Consider the following 15,635-nt stretch of genomic DNA (forward strand, 5'->3'; position numbering starts at 1 on the left):
CGACCGGTCCCCAGCAACGGGACGAAGGTCCTGCGGCGTCGACGCAGAGCCGAAGGTCCCGGGCTGGAAGGGCTGCATGGACGCGAACTGATGACCTTCGCCCCATCCGCCAGCGCGCGGTGCGCACGGAGGCTGACGGCAGCGTTCACACCTGACTGGAGGCCGCCGACATGGGTACACAGGCACGCACGACGTCTCGCCGGGTCCGGGAGGCACGGGCCCAGGCGCAGAAGCGCACCCAGACTCGGCACCGGTATGCGGCGATCGGCGGCGGGGCGATCATCGTCGTGCTGCTGGCTGCGATCGCGTTCGTGCTGGTCGACGCCGCTCGCGGCGAGCAGTCCGCGGCGCCGGCACCGTCGTCGACGGCCGTTCCCGCGGGGACCACCGCTGGCGGCGCGATCGTCGTCGGCAGTGGCCCGGTGACGGTGACTGTCTATCTGGACTACCTGTGCCCGTTCTGCGGCCGGTTCGAGCGGGCCAACAGCGCCGAACTGGAGCGGCTCGTCGCCGACGGTACCGTCCGCCTGGAGCTGCACCCTCTCGCGTTCCTCGACGACAAGTCGCGTGGGACGCGGTACTCGACCCGCACGGCGAACGCCGTCGCCACGGTCGCCGACCAGGCCCCAAGGGTCGTGCTCACGTTCAGCGACGCACTGTTCGCCCAGCAGCCTGGCGAAGGCGGTCCCGGCCTGACCGACGAGCAGATCGCGTCGATCGCGGCAGGAGCGGGCGTGCCCACGGACGTCGCGGCGACATTCACCGCACGCCGCTTCGAGCACTGGGTGGCGTCCTCCACCGACGCGGCGTTCCAACGTGACGGCGTCACCGGCACCCCGACGGTGAAGGTCAACGGGAAGCTGTTCGACGGTGACCTGTACACCGCAGGCCCGCTCACCGCCGCGATCACGGCCGCCAAGGGGTCGGCGTGACCGGAACGCTGGGCCGGGTCCGGCGGTTGCGGCACCGCGACGGCTGGATCTACGGCACGATGCTGCTGTCGGCGGTCCTGAGCCTCCTCGCCTCGTTCGTGCTGTCGATCGACGCGGTCAGCCTCGCCGCCGACCCCGCCGCCGACCTCACCTGCAACATCAACGCCGTGCTGTCCTGCGGCACGGTCGGCAGCTCCTGGCAGGCGCAGCTGTTCGGGTTCCCGAACGCGTTCTTCGGGCTGATCGCCGAACCCGTCGTCATCACGATCGCGGTCGCGAGCCTGGGCGGGGTGCGGTTCCCGCGCTGGTTCATGCTGGCCGCGCAGGTCGTCTACACCGTCGGTGTCTTCTTCGCCTACTGGCTGTTCTACCAGTCGTCGTTCGTCATCGGCGCCCTGTGCCCCTGGTGCCTGCTCATCACGGTGTCGACGACCCTGGTGTTCTCCACCCTCACCCACGTCAACATCCGCGACGGCAACCTGCCGCTCCCCCGCCGCGCCGCACCGGCGCTCCAGGCTGCACTGGACGCTGACCTGGACGCCATCGCGGTCACCATCTGGCTGCTCGTCCTGACGCTGATGGTCGTCGTGAAGTACGGCAGCGCGCTCGTCGCCTAGCCCTACGGAGCTGAACCCATGACGCACATGTTGATCGTCACCACCGTCGTCGTCCTGGTGTACGGCCTGGCAGCCGCTGCTGTGCTGGCCGTCTACCGGGCCGCCGACGACGCCGCAGGGACCCGCGCGATGCTGGCGGTGCGGCGGATGGCGCGGCGACGCGCGGAGCAGCAGCCGAGGCGCTCGGGCGATGAGCAGCTCGCGCTGGCCGAGGCCGCCGTCGCCCGGCGGGTGGTCGCCGGACGCCTCGACCCAGCCGCATACCAGCGGACGATGGCCGCGATCGCCGCACAAGATGCCGTCACGCGCCCGCTCTCCACGCCCGAACCGCCCCGATAGGGCCCGCTGTGAGTGACCTTCGGCCCGTGCGGCACGGGCAGCCGCAGCGCATCGTGGGCAGCGAAGGGGGTAGACCGATGAACGACCTACGCGTCCGAGATGTCATGAACCCGTCGGTGGTCGTGGTGACCGCCGACCGCACCTGCCAGCACGTCATCGACGTCATCACCGAATTCGGCGTGAGCGGCGTCCCCGTCGTCCGCGACGACGACCGCGTGATCGGCATCATCTCCGAGGCGGACCTGCTGCCGAGACTGCATCCGGCCGATGCCGCACCATCAGCCGGCGAACCGCCGGAAGTACACCGGAAGGCGGAAGCCCACACCGCCGGGGACCTGATGACCGCACCGCCGGTCACCGTGACCGCCGGCTCCCTTGTGAGCACCGCCGCCGGACTGATGGAACAGCACCGGGTGAAGCGGCTGCCGGTCCTCGACGACGACACCGGGATCCTCGTCGGCATTGTGACCCGGCGGGACCTGTTGCGTGGCGCGCTGCGATCCGACGAGACGATCGAACGCGAAATCATGGAAGAGTTGCTCGTCCATGGTCTGTGGTTCGAGCGAGCGGGCATCACCGCCGCCGTCCAGGACGGCGTGGTGACCCTGTCCGGCAGCGCAGAGCACCGCCGCGATGCGCTGACGGTGGTCAGTATCGCCGACGCTGTGGACGGCGTGGCGGCGGTGGTCGACAACATCATCGCAACCAGCGACGCAGCGCCTGTCGGTCCCGCCGGCCTCACCGGCACGGCCTGCGGATGAACGCCGGACCGGCGGCCCCGGCCGACTGCCTGACCGCGGACGGCCGGGTCGTCCGGGTCCGGGCCGTCACGGCAGCGGATATGCCGGCGCTACTCGCGTTGCACGAGGGCACGTCCGCGCAGAACCGGTACCTGCGGTTCTTCAGCGCGGGCGCCGGCCTAGACGCGGAGGTCCGACGGCTGACCAGACCCGCGGACGAGCAACACCTCGCGCTCCTCGTCGAGCACGGCGACGAGGTCCTCGCCGCCGGCTCCTACGAACGGGTGAGCACCAGTGAGGCCGACTTCGCTCTCCTCGTGCACGACGCGCACCACGGCGAAGGCCTCGGCACCCTGTTGCTGGAGCACCTGGCCGCAGCCGCCCGCCGTCAGGGCGTCACCGCACTCATCGGCGATGTCCTGGCCGGCAACGGCGCCATGCTGCGCGTCAGTCGCGGCGTCGCACCCGGCGTCCCACGCACGTCCAGCGACCCAGGCATCGTCCAGGTCAGGATCCCGACGCTGCCCGACGAGGCCGCCCTCGCCGCCGTCGACGAGCGCGACCGCACCGCCGAATACCAGTCACTCAGACCGCTGCTCGCACCGACCTCCGTGGTGGTGATCGGCGCGGGCCGGCAACCCGGCGGCGCCGGCCACGAGGTCCTCGCCGCGCTCATCGCCGGCAGGTACGACGGTGAACTGTTCGCGGTCAACCCGCGCGCCCGGAATGTCTGCGGCCTGCCCGCGCTGCCGTCCGTCGCGCTGGTCGGTGAGCAGATCGACCTGGCGATCGTCGCAGTACCCGGCAAAGCCGCACTCGACGTGCTGCGGGACTGCTGCGCGGCCGGCGTCCGCGCAGCGGTCGTCCTCACCTCGGATCTTGACGAACCAGTCCGAACGGAGCTCGTGCGCATGGCGCGGCGGCACGGCATGCGGCTCGTCGGCCCCGACAGCCTCGGCGTGCTCAACACCGACCCGAAGGTGCGGCTCACGGCAACGTTCGCCGCCGCGCTCCCCCCTGCCGGTGGGCTCGCCGTCGCGTCACAGTCCGGCGCGATCGGCGTGGCGATCCTGGAGGCAGCCGCACGCGACGGCGTCGGCGTGTCCAGTTTCGTGTCGCTCGGCGACAAGGCCGACGTCAGCGGCAACGACCTGCTGGCCTACTGGCACGACGACCCGGCCACCCAGGCGGTCGCGCTGTACCTCGAGTCGTTCGGCAACCCACGACGGTTCGCCACAGTCGCCCGGGCGATCAGCCGCCGCAAGCCGGTGCTTGCCGTGAAGAGCGGCCGGCACGCTGCAGCGGCGTCCGACAGTGCGGTCGACGCACTCTTCCGGCAAGCGGGCGTCATCCGCACCGACACCCTCGGCGAGCTGCTCGACACGGCCAGGGTCCTGGTCGGCCAGCCGCTGCCGGCCGGCGGGCGGCTCGCGGTCGTCGGCAACGCTCGCGGGCTCAACGTACTGGCGGCCGACACCGCCACGGCGGCAGGCCTCACACTGGCGACATTCGGCGCCGCGACCACGGACCGGCTCCGCCGGCTGATACCCGACGGGCAGGACCACGGCAACCCCGTCGACCTCGGCACCGCGGGCACCGCGGAATCCATCGCCGGCGCAGTCCGGCTCGTGGCCGCCTCCGGCGAGGCGGACCTGCTCGTCGTCACCTTCGCCGCGACCCGCACGAACGACAGCACAGCGACGCTACGCGCGTTGGCCGCGGCCGCCGACGCGGTCCCGGACCTGCCGGTCGCGGTCGTGGCGGTCGGTGTCCCCGATACCCCTGCCGCGCTCGGCCGTCGGAAGGTTCCGGTGTACCAGCTGCCGGAGCCGGCCGTGCACGCCCTGGGCAGGGCGGTGCAGTACGCCGCATGGCAACGTGCACCCCTCGGCGGGCGCCCTGTGCTGCCCGGCGTCGACGCCGCAGCCGCTCGTGACATTGTCGGCACGGCGCTGCGCGGCGGCGGCGGGTGGCAGCCAGCAGGTATCGCCCGGCAGCTGCTGCGGGCGTACGGCATCCCGGTCCTCGACGCCCACCTCGCCGACGGCGTCGCCGCAGCCGTGGCCGTCGCGGCGGGCCTCGGCTATCCGGTCGCCGTGACAGCAGCGGCACCCGGGCAGCGGCCGGGCGGCGCGGTCCGGCTCGGCCTGGTCGATGCGGCGGCCGTGCGGCACGCCTGCCACCTGATCGGCGCGTCGCTCGGCGAGGACGATCCGGCAGTGATGGTGGAGCGGATGGCCTCCCCCGGGGTCGAACTCCGCGCCGGCATCACCCACGACCCGTTGTTCGGTTCGCTGGTCACGGTTGGCGTCGGCGGGCCCGCCGAGTTGCACGGTGAGCCGGTCCTTCGGCTCCTGCCGGTCACCGACCAGGACGCCGCCACCATGTGGCGGTCGCTTCGCAGCGCCCCGCTGCTGACCGGCCACGCGGGTGACGCGCCCGCGGACACCGACGCGCTGGAAAACCTGCTCCTCCGGCTGGGCCGGCTGGCGGTGGACCTCCCCGACGTCGCGGAGCTCGCACTCGACCCGGTGCTGGCAGGACCGTCCGGGTGCGTGGCCGTCGACGTGCGACTCAGACTGTCAGCGGTCGGCAGCGAACCGGACCCGTACCTGCGGGATCTACTGCATCGTCCGAGCATCAACGGCAACCGGGAGCCGAACCAATGACACAACTGGAATTCGCGGGTCAGCCAACCGTCACGGGTCCCCACGGCACGATGCTGGCGCCGGTGGCGGAGCACCACGCCGACAGGTCGCGACCGGTCGGCGCGTTCGCCATCCACACCGACGGCACAGTGTCCTTCGTGCCGGTCACGGACCCACAGCGGCTCGCTTGGTGTGCCGTGGCCGGCCTCGCCGCCGCAGCAGCCATTGCCGTCGCCGGGGCGGTCAGGCGGGGCCGCGGCCCGTCGATCGGCGCCGTCCACATGGGTCCGGGCGGCTGGGTCAGTCTGAAAGGGGCTACACCGTCGCGGCTGTTGCCCGCACGGCGTCCGCGCCGCCCGTGGTGGGCGCGGCTGCTGCGGGCACACCGGCTCGTCGTGGAGTGAGCGCCTCCTGCTTCCCACCGGCCGGAGCCAGCGGCTCGGCGTGACCTACGCGGGGCCGGCGCGTGCGGTGTGGTTCGCCTCGGGCGACTGACCGCTCACCCGCCACGACATACGCCTGGGTGGTGACGCGGCCGCCGCGATGGCCGGCATACCGGCTCCGAGCGTGCCGCTTGCGGTGGTGGGCGGACGGCCCCCGGCCACCCGCCCACCTTGCCGCCTCGTCGGTCAGAACATCACGGGCGACTGATACCCGGCCGGCTGGTCACCGGCGTCGTCCAAATCGAACGACAGGTGGCTGACGACGTCGACGACCCCGTCGACGCGTTCGACCTGGCGGATCAGGGCCGGGATGAGCGAGCCGCGTTCGACCTCGCCGAGCAGGGTGACGATGCCGTCGTCGACCTCGACCCGCAGCTTGGATCCGTCGACGCCGACGAGCCCGTCCATGGCCTCGGCGACGATCTCGCGGCGGATCTCCTCATCGGGGCGCAGGAACACCTTCAGCAGGTCCCGGCGGGTCACCATGCCGATGAGCCGGCCCATGTCGTCGACGACCGGGAGCCGCTTGAGCGCCTCCGTCTCCATGATCCGCGCGGCGGCGACCACAGACGTGGTGCTCATGACCGTGACGGCCGGGGCGTTCATCAACTCGCCCGCGGCGGTCGCGTGCGCCTTGCCGCGGGCCTGGCGGGTGTGCCGGTTCTCGAACAACCGCAGGTGGTTGTCGTCACCCGCGAACTCGATCTTCGGCACCAGATCAGCCGACGACACCACGCCGACAACCCGGTCGAATCCGTCGACGACAGGGGCGGCGTTGATCTCGTGCGCCTCCAGAAGGTCGACGATCTCCTTGAACGGCGTGTCCTCCTGCACCGATATCGCGCCGATCGTCATCACGTCGGCGACGTTCCAGCGGCCCATGGCCTTGCCTCCTTGTCACGCTCATCTTTTCCAGCTCTTGTCCTGAGCCGACCGTATGGCCGGCCGGACATGCGCAGCAGGGCACAACGGCACCTCTGCGGGTGACGTTCGACCGGCCCCCGCATCCAGGTCCATCGGCCCTGTCCCGGGCAAACAGCGGTGCATAGCTTCGAGACGGACCCCTTGGAGGTGCGCCGTGGCGTTGACTGTGGCGACCAGGATGACCGCGGGAGCGGCCACCATCGGTGAGCATGCCTGCCTGCAGGACCTTGTCGACGTTGTCGACGGTCGCTGGGTGACCGGTGTCGCCGTCGTGGCCGTCGTCGACGACTTCGGCCGGCTGCTCGGAGCCATCGAGCCCGCTGATCACCCGGACCTGTTCGGCTGCACCGCCGGGTCACGTGTCGCCGGCACACCCCGGCACCGGCGCCGCCGAGCCGGCAAACGCCAGGCAGTCACCGGCGACCTCATGACAGCCGCCGTCATAGTGCCCGAGATGTGCCCGGTGAGCCGGGCGGCGCGGGCGCTCATCGCGGCCAGCGTCGACGCGGCGTTTGTCGTGGACGACCTGGGCGTCGTACGGGGCGCCATCACCACCCGCCAGTGCCAGCCGGCACCAGCGGTTCGTACCGCGCCGAAGGAGGCCGGCCGTGACCAAGTATGTGTATGACTTCGCCGAGGGCAGCAAGGAACTCAAGGACCTGCTCGGCGGCAAGGGCGGCAACCTCGCCGAGATGGCGAACCTCGGATTGCCGGTGCCGCCCGGCTTCACGGTCACGACCGACGCGTGCCGCGCGTACCTGCGCACCGGCGACGAGCCGTTCGGCCTCGCTGACGAGATCGACCTGCACCTGGAGCGGCTCGAACGTCAGGCGGGCCGCCGGCTCGGCGACACCGCCGACCCGCTGCTGGTGTCGGTGCGTTCGGGGGCGAAGTTCTCGATGCCGGGCATGATGGAGACGATCCTCAACGTCGGGCTGACCGACACGACCGTCATCGGCCTGGCCGGGCAGACCGGCGGCGACGAGCGGTTCGCCTGGGACTCCTACCGACGGCTGATCCAGATGTTCGGTCGTACCGTCTGCGACGTCCCCGGCGAGCAGTTCGACCGGGCGCTGGACGCGGCCAAGGCGGCCAAGGGCACCACCGACGACCTCGGCCTGGACGCCGACGACCTGCGGGCGCTCGTCACGACGTACAAGGAGATCTTCACCGCACACACCGGACGGGCGTTCCCGCAGGACCCGCGCGACCAGCTCGACCAGTCCATCCGGGCAGTCTTCAGCTCGTGGAACGCCGAACGCGCCGTGCTGTACCGGAGGCAGGAGCACATCCCCACCGACCTCGGCACCGCGGTCAACATCGTCGCCATGGTCTTCGGCAACCTCGGCCCCGACTCCGGCACCGGGGTGGCGTTCACCCGCGACCCGGCCACCGGTGCCCCCGGCGTCTACGGCGACTACCTCGCCAACGCCCAAGGCGAGGACGTCGTCGCCGGCATCCGCAACACCATGCCGCTGCAGGACCTCGCTGGTCTCGACCGGCGCTCCTACGACGAGCTCCTGGCGATCATGGCGCGGCTCGAGGCGCACTACCGGGACCTGTGCGACATCGAGTTCACCATCGAACGCGGCAAGCTGTGGATGCTGCAGACCCGCGTCGGCAAACGCACCGCGGCCGCCGCGTTCGTCATCGCCACACAACTGATCGACGACGGCGTCATCGACGCCGACGAAGCGCTCACCCGGGTGACCGGCGCGCAGCTCGCCCAGCTGATGTTCCCGGCGTTCAACCTCGCTGGCCGGCCGGAACGGATCGCCGCCGGCATCGCCGCGTCGCCCGGTGCGGCAGTCGGCGCGGTCGTCTTCGACGCCCGGAGAGCCGCGGAGGTCGCCGCGGACGGGACTGCGGTGATCCTGGTGCGCCGCGAGACCAACCCCGACGACCTGCCCGGCATGATCGCCGCACAGGGCATCCTGACCAGCCGCGGCGGCAAGACCTCCCACGCCGCCGTCGTCGCCCGCGGCATGGGCAAGACGTGTGTCTGCGGCGCGGACGGCATCGACGTCGACGTCCATCAGCGACGATTTACGGTGGACGGTCACGTGGTGTCCGAGGGCGACGTCATCTCCATCGACGGCACCACCGGCAGCGTCTACCTCGGCGCCGTCCCGGTCCAGCCGTCGCCGGTCGTGCGCTACTTCGAAGGCACCCTAACCCCGGGCGCCGACCCGCTCGTCGCAGCCGTTGACCGGATCCTCGGCCACGCCGACAAGGTCCGGCGGCTCGCGGTGCGCGCCAACGCCGACACCTATGACGACGCCGCCCGCGCCCGCCGATTCGGCGCGCAGGGCATCGGCCTGTGCCGCACCGAGCACATGTTCCTCGGCGAACGGCGACCGCTCGTCGAACGGCTGATCCTCGCCCGGACCGACAAGGAACGCGACGCCGCACTGGCGGACCTGCTGCCGTTGCAACGCGCGGACTTCGTCCAGCTGTTCCAGGCGATGAACGGGCTACCGGTCACCATCCGGCTGATCGACCCACCGCTGCACGAATTCCTTCCCCCGCTGGACGAACTGTCGGTCAAGGTCGCCCTGGCCGAGTCACGCGGCGAACCGGACGGCCACGACCGGGCACTGCTCGACGCGGTCCAGCGCATGCACGAGGAGAACCCGATGCTCGGCCTGCGCGGAGTCCGCCTTGGGCTGGTCGTGCCCGGACTGTTCGCCATGCAGATCCGCGCCGTCGCCGAGGCGACCCTCGCCTGCCGCGAGCAGGGTGTCACGGTCCTCCCCGAGATCATGGTGCCGCTCGTCGGCGCCGTGCAGGAGCTCGAGGCCGTCCGCGAGGAGGCGCTGCAGCTGCTGCGCACCCTCGGCGTCGACGCCCGCATCGGCACCATGATCGAGGTGCCCCGGGCCGCCCTCACCGCCGGTGAGATCGCCCGCGCCGCGGACTTCTTCTCCTTCGGCACCAACGACCTCACCCAGATGGGCTGGGGCTTCTCCCGCGACGACGTCGAAGGCGCGTTCTTCACCCGCTACCTGGAGCTCGGCATCTTCGGCGTCTCACCGTTCGAGTCGATCGACCGCGACGGTGTCGGCCGGCTGGTCCGCATCGCCGTCGACGAGGGCCGCCGCACCCGTCCGGACCTGCACATCGGCGTCTGCGGCGAACACGGCGGGGACCCCGAATCCATCCACTTCTTCCACGATGCCGGACTCGACTACGTGTCCTGCTCCCCGTTCCGGGTGCCCGTCGCCCGGCTCGAGGCGGGCCGCAGCACCGTCGCCGCGACCGGCTCCGACACCCGCTGACATGACCGACGTGCCTGGGACGAAGATCCCGGACGGTCGCGCCTCGATCCCATGACGCGCCAAGCTCGCCGCGCCAACCTGAAGACAGGAACTCGCAAGGAGGACGCCATGAACCCCCAACGGATCGTGGTCGGATACGACGGCTCCGACGAGGCACGCAAAGCGGTGGACTGGGCCGCCGCCGAGGCCGAACGGACCCACACCCCACTGCAGATCGTGCACGGCTACCACGTCGCATGGCCCAGCATCTACTACGACGTCACCGCCGAGCTCATCGAAGCGGCCGAACGCGCCGGCGAGCAGCTCGTCGCCGACGCCGTCACCCGCGTCCGGGAACACCACAACGGCATCGACGTCATCGGCACCGCCGTGCACGCATCCGGTGCGGCGACCCTGCTCGACCTGACCGACACCGCCGCAAGCCTCCTGGTCGTCGGCAGCCGGGGCGCCGGCGGCGTCAGCAACCTGCTGCTGGGATCGGTGAGCCAGCAGGTCGCGACGCACTCCCGCACGCCGGTCGTCGTCGTGCGCGGGCACGCCGACGCGGTCAGCGGGCCGGTCGTCGTCGGTGTCGACGGTTCCGCGTCTGGGGAAGTGGCGCTGCGCCTCGCGTTCGAGGCGGCCACGGCCCGCGGCGCCGAGGTCGTCGCGATCCGCGCCTACGTGCCACCATCGCCGACACTCGTCCTGCGGGACGCGGCCGAGGCGGCAGAGCGGGCCGCGCTGGAGTCGTCGCTTTCCGGTTGGCGTGAGCGGTACCCCGGCGTCAAGGTCGAGGCACTCGTAACCGCGGGCCGCACCGCGAAGGTGCTCATCGGCGTGTCGCACACCGCACAGCTCGTCGTGGTCGGCAGCCGCGGGCACGGCGGCTTCACCGGCCTGCTGCTCGGATCCGTCGGCCAGCAGCTCATGCACTGCGCGGAATGCCCGGTGCTGATCGCCCACGCACCGGCGGCGCCGTAGCGACGCTCGGCGAGGGCACCTGCGCACCCGCGCACGTGCCCTCGCCGTGTCCACCTGCCACCGACAGTCCAGTTCGCCTTGTCAGCGTGCCGGGCGAGGGCCCCGGCGGAGTGGGACCTTCGCCCCTGGCTGATGCTCGGGCGCGGTGTGATGGTCGAGATATGACGCCCACCCTGACGACGGTCCCGGAGGGACTCACCACCGCCGAAGTCACCGAAGCGCGCAACCGGCACGGCCGCAACGAGCTGCCCGTCGCCCGGCCGCCGTCGATTCTGGCGCGGGTCGGGGTGCAGCTGCGCGATCCGCTGATCGTCGTCCTGCTCACCGCGATGGTGGTCACGGCCGCGCTGCGGGACGTCAGCGACCTGATCGTGATCCTGCTGGTGATCGTGCTCAACACGACGGTCGGCGTCGTGCAGGAGCTGCGCGCCGACCGGGCGGTGGCCGCGCTGCGGCGTATGGCCGCGCCGTCGGCCCCGGGTCCGCCGCGACGGCACCGACGTGTCCGTCCCGGCCGGTGACCTCGTCCCCAATGACCTGGTCCGCGTCGAAGCGGGCGACATCATCCCGGCGGACCTGCGGGTCGTCGAGGCGGTCCGGCTGACACTGGACGAGTCGGCGCTCACCGGCGAGTCGATGACCGTGGCCAAGGACGTCGACGAGGAACTGTTCGCCGGCACCGTGACCGCCACCGGACGGGCCGCGGGTGTCGTGGTGCGCACGGGCCCGCATAGCACCTGCAGGCGCGCGCGCCACCCAGCCGGGCGGCATCAACAAGCGCCTCCCGCACGTCCGGCGTGACCGGCTCGTCGCTGACCACCCGGCGGTCCGTGCGCCGGACCAGCAGCAGTTGCAGGAGGTGCATCGCGTGTGGGTCCACCGAACCGGCCGCGATGGCATGGACGACGGCGAGCGGTTCGGCGGCGGGCCGTTCGACGCGGTGCGACCAGCCCTCGGCGTCCAGGGCGACCCGGGCGTGGTGCAGGGCCGCGCCGCAGCTGAGCAGCATCAGGCGGCCGGCGGGGTCCTGTTCGTGCAGCTGCCGGTCGGTCACCGCGTACAGTTCGAGCCGGTCGCCGCGCACGACCCACCGCCACGGCTGGGTGTTGTGCACGGACGGCGCCAGCCGGGCGGTGTCCGCCGCCCGGGCCAGCGCCTCGGTTGCCGTGGTCATCCCTGCTGTGCCCAGTCGCCGAGGGTCCAGTCGCGCACCTCGGGCATGTCTTCGAGGTGCTCCACCACGTACGCCTCGTGCTCGGCGAGTTTCTGCTCGCACCACGCCTTGAGCTCCGCGGCGCCACGGGGCAGCCGCTTGGCGTTGTTGATGGCGTCCATCACGAGGTGGTAGCGCGACGCGCGGTTGCGGACCGTCATGTCGAACGGGGTCGTGGTGGTGCCTTCCTCGATGAAGCCGCGGACCCGGAACCGGTCGGCGTCCGGCCGGCCGTGCACGAGCTGGTGGATCGCGCCCGGGTAGCCGTGGAAGGCGAAGACGACGTCGACACGGTCGGTGAACAGCTCCGTGAACCGGGTCGGGCTCATCCCGTGCGGGTGGTCCTTCGGCCGTGGCAGCGTCATGAGGTCCACGACGTTGACGACGCGCACCTTGAGCTTCGGCAGCCGCTCCCGCAGGATCTGGGCCGCGGCGACGGTCTCCATGGTCACGACGTCGCCGGCGCACGCCAGGACGATGTCGGGGTCGGTGCTGCCGTCGTCGGTGCCGGCCCAGTCCCAGATCCCGGCGCCCTGCGCGCAGTGCTCCACGGCCTCGTCCATGCTCAGCCACTGCAGCTGGGGTTGCTTGTCGATGACGATGAGGTTGATGTACGAGCGGGACCGCAGGCAGTGGTCGGCGACGGACAGCAGGGTGTTGGCGTCCGGCGGCAGATAGACGCGGGCGACGTCGCCGCGCTGGGTGAGCACGACCTGGATGAGGCCGGGGCCCTGGTGGGAGAAGCCGTTGTGGTCGTTGCGCCACGCGGTGGAGGTGAGCAGCACGTTGAGGCTGGGAACCTTCGCCCGCCAGTCGAGGCGTTTCGCCTCCTGCAGCCATTTGCCGTGCTGGACGGTCTGCGACGCGGACACCATCGCGAACGCCTCGTAGGTGGCGAACATGCCGTGCCGCCCGGTGAGGTTGTAGCCCTCCAGCCAGCCGTGGCAGTTGTGCTCCGACAGCACCTCCATGACCCGCCCGTCGCGGCTCAGCGCGACGTCGGTGTCGGTGACCCGTTCCATGAACGCCCGGTCGGAGACCTCGAAGACGGCGCCGAGCCGGTTGCTGTTGGTCTCGTCGGGGCAGAACAGCCGGAACCGGTCCGGGTTGCCGCTGTACACGTCGCGCAGCATCTCCCCCAGCCGTCGGGTCGACTCCGCGTGGGCGGCGCCCGGCGTCTTCACCTCGACGGCGTAGCCGCGGAAGTCGGGCAGGTCGAGGTCGCGGGTGAGCAGGCCGCCGTTGGCGTGCGGGCTGGCGCTCATCCGCAGGTCACCGTCGGGGGCGAGGCCGCGCACGAGTGGAACCGGCGCGCCGGTGGCGTCGAAGAGCTCCTCGGGCTGGTAGGAGCGCAGCCACCGCTCCAGCAGCGCCAGGTGCTCCGGGTTGTCCTTCACCCCGGACAGCGGCACCTGATGGGACCGCCACGTGCCGGTGACCTGGATGCCGTCGACCTTGTCGGGGCCGGTCCAGCCTTTCGGCGACCGCAGGATGATCATCGGCCAGTGCGGGCGTTTGCCGTCCCAGTCGCCGCCGCGGGCGGAGCGCTGGATCGCCCGGATCTTCCCCCATGCCTCGGCGAGGGTGGCTGCGAAGCGGTGGTGCATGCCGGGCAGGTCGGAGCCGCCGACCTCGAGCACCTCGTAGCCGTGGCCTTCCAGCAGCGAGCGGACCTCGGCCGGGTCCTTGCGCCCCAGGACGGTCGGCCCGGCGATCTTCGCGTCGTTGAGGTGCAGGATCGGCAGGACGGCGCCGTCGCGGGCCGGGTTCAGGAACGAGATGCCCTTCCAGGAGCCCTCCAGGGGGCCGGTCTCGGCCTCGCCGTCGCCGACGACCGCGACGGTGAGCAGGTCGGGGTTGTCCATCGCCGAGCCGAACGCGTGGACCAGGACGTAGCCGAGCTCGCCGCCCTCGTGGATGGAGCCCGGCGTGGTCACGGAGACGTGGCTCGGGATACCACCAGGGCTGGAGAACTGCCGGAACAGCCGCAGCACGCCCTCCTCGTCCTGCGACACGTCGGGGTAGACCTCGCTGTAAGTACCTTCGAGATAGCCGGCCGCCACCAGGGCGGGGCCGCCGTGGCCGGGACCGGCGAGGTAGATCGCCTCCTGGCCGGTCAGGCGGATCAGCCGTGACACGTGGGCGTAGATCAGCGACAGGCCGGGGCTGGTGCCCCAGTGCCCGAGCAGCCGGGGTTTGATGTCACCCGGTTCGAGCGGGCGGCGCAGCAGCGGGTTGCCCTGCAGGTAGATCTGGCCGATCGTCAGGTAATTGTTCGCCCGCCACCACGCGTCCAGTTGCGCGACCTCGTCGTCGCTTGGCCGGCCGAGCGCGCTGGTGAGGTTCTCGTCGGTGGTGCGGTCCGCGACAGCGGTCACCGGACGTCCTCTCTCGGATACATGCCTGTTCAGGCTCTGGTCGTGCGGTCAGCAGTCCATCCCGGGCATACGGACCCGAGGCTACGCCACCCGGATGAGGTGTGCGGCTCGGATCATCAGGAACATCACGGCTGCCCGGGTGAGCCGACGGTGTCGGTGCCGGAGCGCCGGATGGTCGGCGGAACCGGTTCGATGCCGTCGACGGGGGTGCCGATGCGCATGGCGATCGCCGGGTGTCCCACGCCGCCGAGCAGCCGCTGCAGCGCCACACGGGCGGGGAGGACCTCGACGACCTCGCTGATCGGCGAGGCGGCGAGCCCTCTGGCGGTGAGCGTGAGCCAGACGTCGGAGAGCGCCTCCCCTGCGGCGACCCAGTTCGCGGGCTCTTCGGCGTCGACGATGAGGACGACGTAGACGGTGCCGCGGTCGGTGCCGGTGCCGGGGGCGAGGGCGGCCGGCCGGGCCAGGTCGAAGTCCCGTGGAGCGATCGTGCGCTGCGTGGGCGGGACGGTGCTGCGGGCCGAGACGCCGTCGCGTTCCTCGCGGGTCCGGGTCGTCCAGGCGAGCAGGTCCTCGCGGAAGCGGAGGTCGCCGTGTTCGACGTCGCCGGCGTGCGCGACCGCCGACGCGAACGCGGTCACCTGGTCGGCGCGGACCACGTGCAGGTGGACGCCGTGCCGCTCGGCGGCGGCGCGCAGCTCGTCCAGGACCGCGTCGGAGGGCCGCTCATCGCCGAACGGGCGACGGTCGGTGCGCCGCTGATAGATCGCCCGGTACAGCAGATCGTCCGCCGCGCACGCGCTGCCCTGGCGGACCCGGGCGACCAGGTCGGGCCGGGCGGGGTCGGGCAGCCGGGCGATGTCGGCGTCGAAGCCGGCGGCCAGCAGCGCTACCGTCGCGTGGTGCAGGGCGGTGCCGCAACTGAGCAGCAGCAGCCTGCCGTCAGGGTCGAGACCGTCCAGCCGGCGGGACCGGTCTGCCCACAACTCGGCGTGGTTACCGGCCAGCCGCCACCGCCACGGCTGCGTGTTCAGGATCGACGGTGCGCGCAGCGCCGCGATCGAGGCCTCGGCGACCTGGTCGATCTCGGCTCGCAGGTGCTGTGTCATGACGGCCTCCCTATCAGTGGCTCACATCAACGATCGCGTGTACGCGGACCC

14 protein-coding genes are annotated in these 15,635 nt (G+C 71.7%); 11 read left to right on the forward strand and 3 right to left on the reverse strand.

Annotation, left to right across the window (positions count from 1 at the left end; translation table 11 throughout):
• The first annotated feature begins 170 nt into the window (after positions 1-170).
• The 6 genes from OHA72_RS56565 to OHA72_RS56590 all read left to right on the forward strand — a co-directional run bounded on the left by OHA72_RS56565 (position 171) and on the right by OHA72_RS56590 (position 5,680).
• Positions 171-932, forward strand: coding sequence for a DsbA family protein (locus tag OHA72_RS56565; RefSeq protein ID WP_327004374.1), 762 nt, complete (start codon positions 171-173; stop codon positions 930-932).
• Complete coding sequence (locus OHA72_RS56570; protein WP_327004375.1) at positions 929-1,549, forward strand: vitamin K epoxide reductase family protein; 621 nt, start codon at positions 929-931, stop codon at positions 1,547-1,549. The genes OHA72_RS56565 and OHA72_RS56570 overlap by 4 nt, the downstream gene beginning before the upstream one ends.
• Positions 1,550-1,567: 18 nt before the next feature.
• Positions 1,568-1,888: a hypothetical protein gene (locus OHA72_RS56575; protein WP_327004376.1), complete on the forward strand. Its 321-nt coding sequence runs from the start codon at positions 1,568-1,570 to the stop codon at positions 1,886-1,888.
• 104 nt (positions 1,889-1,992) lie between these two features.
• On the forward strand, positions 1,993-2,649 hold the full coding sequence (locus OHA72_RS56580; RefSeq protein WP_327004377.1) for a CBS domain-containing protein: 657 nt from the start codon (positions 1,993-1,995) through the stop codon (positions 2,647-2,649).
• Positions 2,646-5,297 carry a bifunctional acetate--CoA ligase family protein/GNAT family N-acetyltransferase gene (locus OHA72_RS56585; RefSeq protein WP_327004378.1) on the forward strand — a complete coding sequence of 884 codons (2,652 nt, stop codon included), beginning with the start codon at positions 2,646-2,648 and terminating at the stop codon, positions 5,295-5,297. Before OHA72_RS56580 ends, OHA72_RS56585 begins: the two co-directional genes overlap by 4 nt.
• Positions 5,294-5,680 carry a hypothetical protein gene (locus OHA72_RS56590; protein ID WP_327004379.1) on the forward strand — a complete coding sequence of 129 codons (387 nt, stop codon included), beginning with the start codon at positions 5,294-5,296 and terminating at the stop codon, positions 5,678-5,680. The genes OHA72_RS56585 and OHA72_RS56590 overlap by 4 nt, the downstream gene beginning before the upstream one ends.
• A gap of 225 nt (positions 5,681-5,905) precedes the next feature.
• Here the strand turns inward: OHA72_RS56590 and OHA72_RS56595 are convergent, their stop codons facing one another.
• Positions 5,906-6,601 carry a CBS domain-containing protein gene (locus OHA72_RS56595; protein ID WP_327004380.1) on the reverse strand — a complete coding sequence of 232 codons (696 nt, stop codon included), beginning with the start codon at positions 6,599-6,601 and terminating at the stop codon, positions 5,906-5,908.
• Positions 6,602-6,797: 196 nt separating this feature from the next.
• Here OHA72_RS56595 and OHA72_RS56600 point away from each other — a divergent pair, with 196 nt between their 5' ends.
• From OHA72_RS56600 to OHA72_RS56620, 5 genes are all read left to right on the forward strand, one after another.
• A complete protein-coding gene (locus OHA72_RS56600) occupies positions 6,798-7,271 on the forward strand; it encodes a CBS domain-containing protein (RefSeq protein WP_327004381.1) in 474 nt (157 codons plus the stop codon).
• Entirely contained in the window at positions 7,252-9,921 is a 2,670-nt protein-coding gene (gene ppdK, locus OHA72_RS56605) for a pyruvate, phosphate dikinase (RefSeq protein WP_327004382.1), read from the forward strand. The genes OHA72_RS56600 and ppdK overlap by 20 nt, the downstream gene beginning before the upstream one ends.
• 108 nt (positions 9,922-10,029) lie before the next feature.
• Complete coding sequence (locus OHA72_RS56610; protein ID WP_327004383.1) at positions 10,030-10,884, forward strand: universal stress protein; 855 nt, start codon at positions 10,030-10,032, stop codon at positions 10,882-10,884.
• Positions 10,885-11,045: 161 nt separating this feature from the next.
• The gene (locus tag OHA72_RS56615) at positions 11,046-11,405 is read left to right on the forward strand and encodes a cation-transporting P-type ATPase (RefSeq protein WP_327004384.1); all 360 of its coding nucleotides are present in this window, start codon (positions 11,046-11,048) and stop codon (positions 11,403-11,405) included.
• A complete protein-coding gene (locus OHA72_RS56620; RefSeq protein ID WP_327004385.1) occupies positions 11,386-11,685 on the forward strand; it encodes a P-type ATPase actuator domain-containing protein in 300 nt (99 codons plus the stop codon). Before OHA72_RS56615 ends, OHA72_RS56620 begins: the two co-directional genes overlap by 20 nt.
• Positions 11,686-12,054: 369 nt before the next feature.
• Here OHA72_RS56620 and OHA72_RS56630 read toward each other — a convergent pair whose 3' ends face one another.
• On the reverse strand, positions 12,055-14,475 hold the full coding sequence (locus OHA72_RS56630) for a phosphoketolase family protein (protein ID WP_442788444.1): 2,421 nt from the start codon (positions 14,473-14,475) through the stop codon (positions 12,055-12,057).
• 125 nt (positions 14,476-14,600) lie between these two features.
• Positions 14,601-15,584 (reverse strand): Acg family FMN-binding oxidoreductase, encoded by a 984-nt coding sequence (locus OHA72_RS56635; RefSeq protein WP_327004386.1) that lies wholly within the window; start codon positions 15,582-15,584, stop codon positions 14,601-14,603.
• Between the last annotated feature and the right edge of the window lie 51 nt (positions 15,585-15,635).

Source organism: Dactylosporangium sp. NBC_01737 (genome assembly GCF_035963215.1).
In the GTDB taxonomy this organism is placed as follows: Bacteria; Actinomycetota; Actinomycetes; order Mycobacteriales; family Micromonosporaceae; genus Dactylosporangium.

Bases quoted from the DNA above. Each gene is read 5' to 3' on its own strand.
- OHA72_RS56565 (WP_327004374.1), top strand. From the start codon at position 171: ATGGGTACACAGGCACGCACGACGTCTCGCCGGGTCCGGGAGGCACGG.
- OHA72_RS56575 (WP_327004376.1), top strand. From the start codon at position 1,568: ATGACGCACATGTTGATCGTCACCACCGTCGTCGTCCTGGTGTACGGC.
- OHA72_RS56580 (WP_327004377.1), top strand. From the start codon at position 1,993: ATGAACCCGTCGGTGGTCGTGGTGACCGCCGACCGCACCTGCCAGCAC.
- OHA72_RS56585 (WP_327004378.1), top strand. From the start codon at position 2,646: ATGAACGCCGGACCGGCGGCCCCGGCCGACTGCCTGACCGCGGACGGC.
- OHA72_RS56590 (WP_327004379.1), top strand. From the start codon at position 5,294: ATGACACAACTGGAATTCGCGGGTCAGCCAACCGTCACGGGTCCCCAC.
- OHA72_RS56595 (WP_327004380.1), bottom strand. From the start codon at position 6,601: ATGGGCCGCTGGAACGTCGCCGACGTGATGACGATCGGCGCGATATCG.
- OHA72_RS56610 (WP_327004383.1), top strand. From the start codon at position 10,030: ATGAACCCCCAACGGATCGTGGTCGGATACGACGGCTCCGACGAGGCA.
- OHA72_RS56615 (WP_327004384.1), top strand. From the start codon at position 11,046: ATGACGCCCACCCTGACGACGGTCCCGGAGGGACTCACCACCGCCGAA.
- OHA72_RS56635 (WP_327004386.1), bottom strand. From the start codon at position 15,584: ATGACACAGCACCTGCGAGCCGAGATCGACCAGGTCGCCGAGGCCTCG.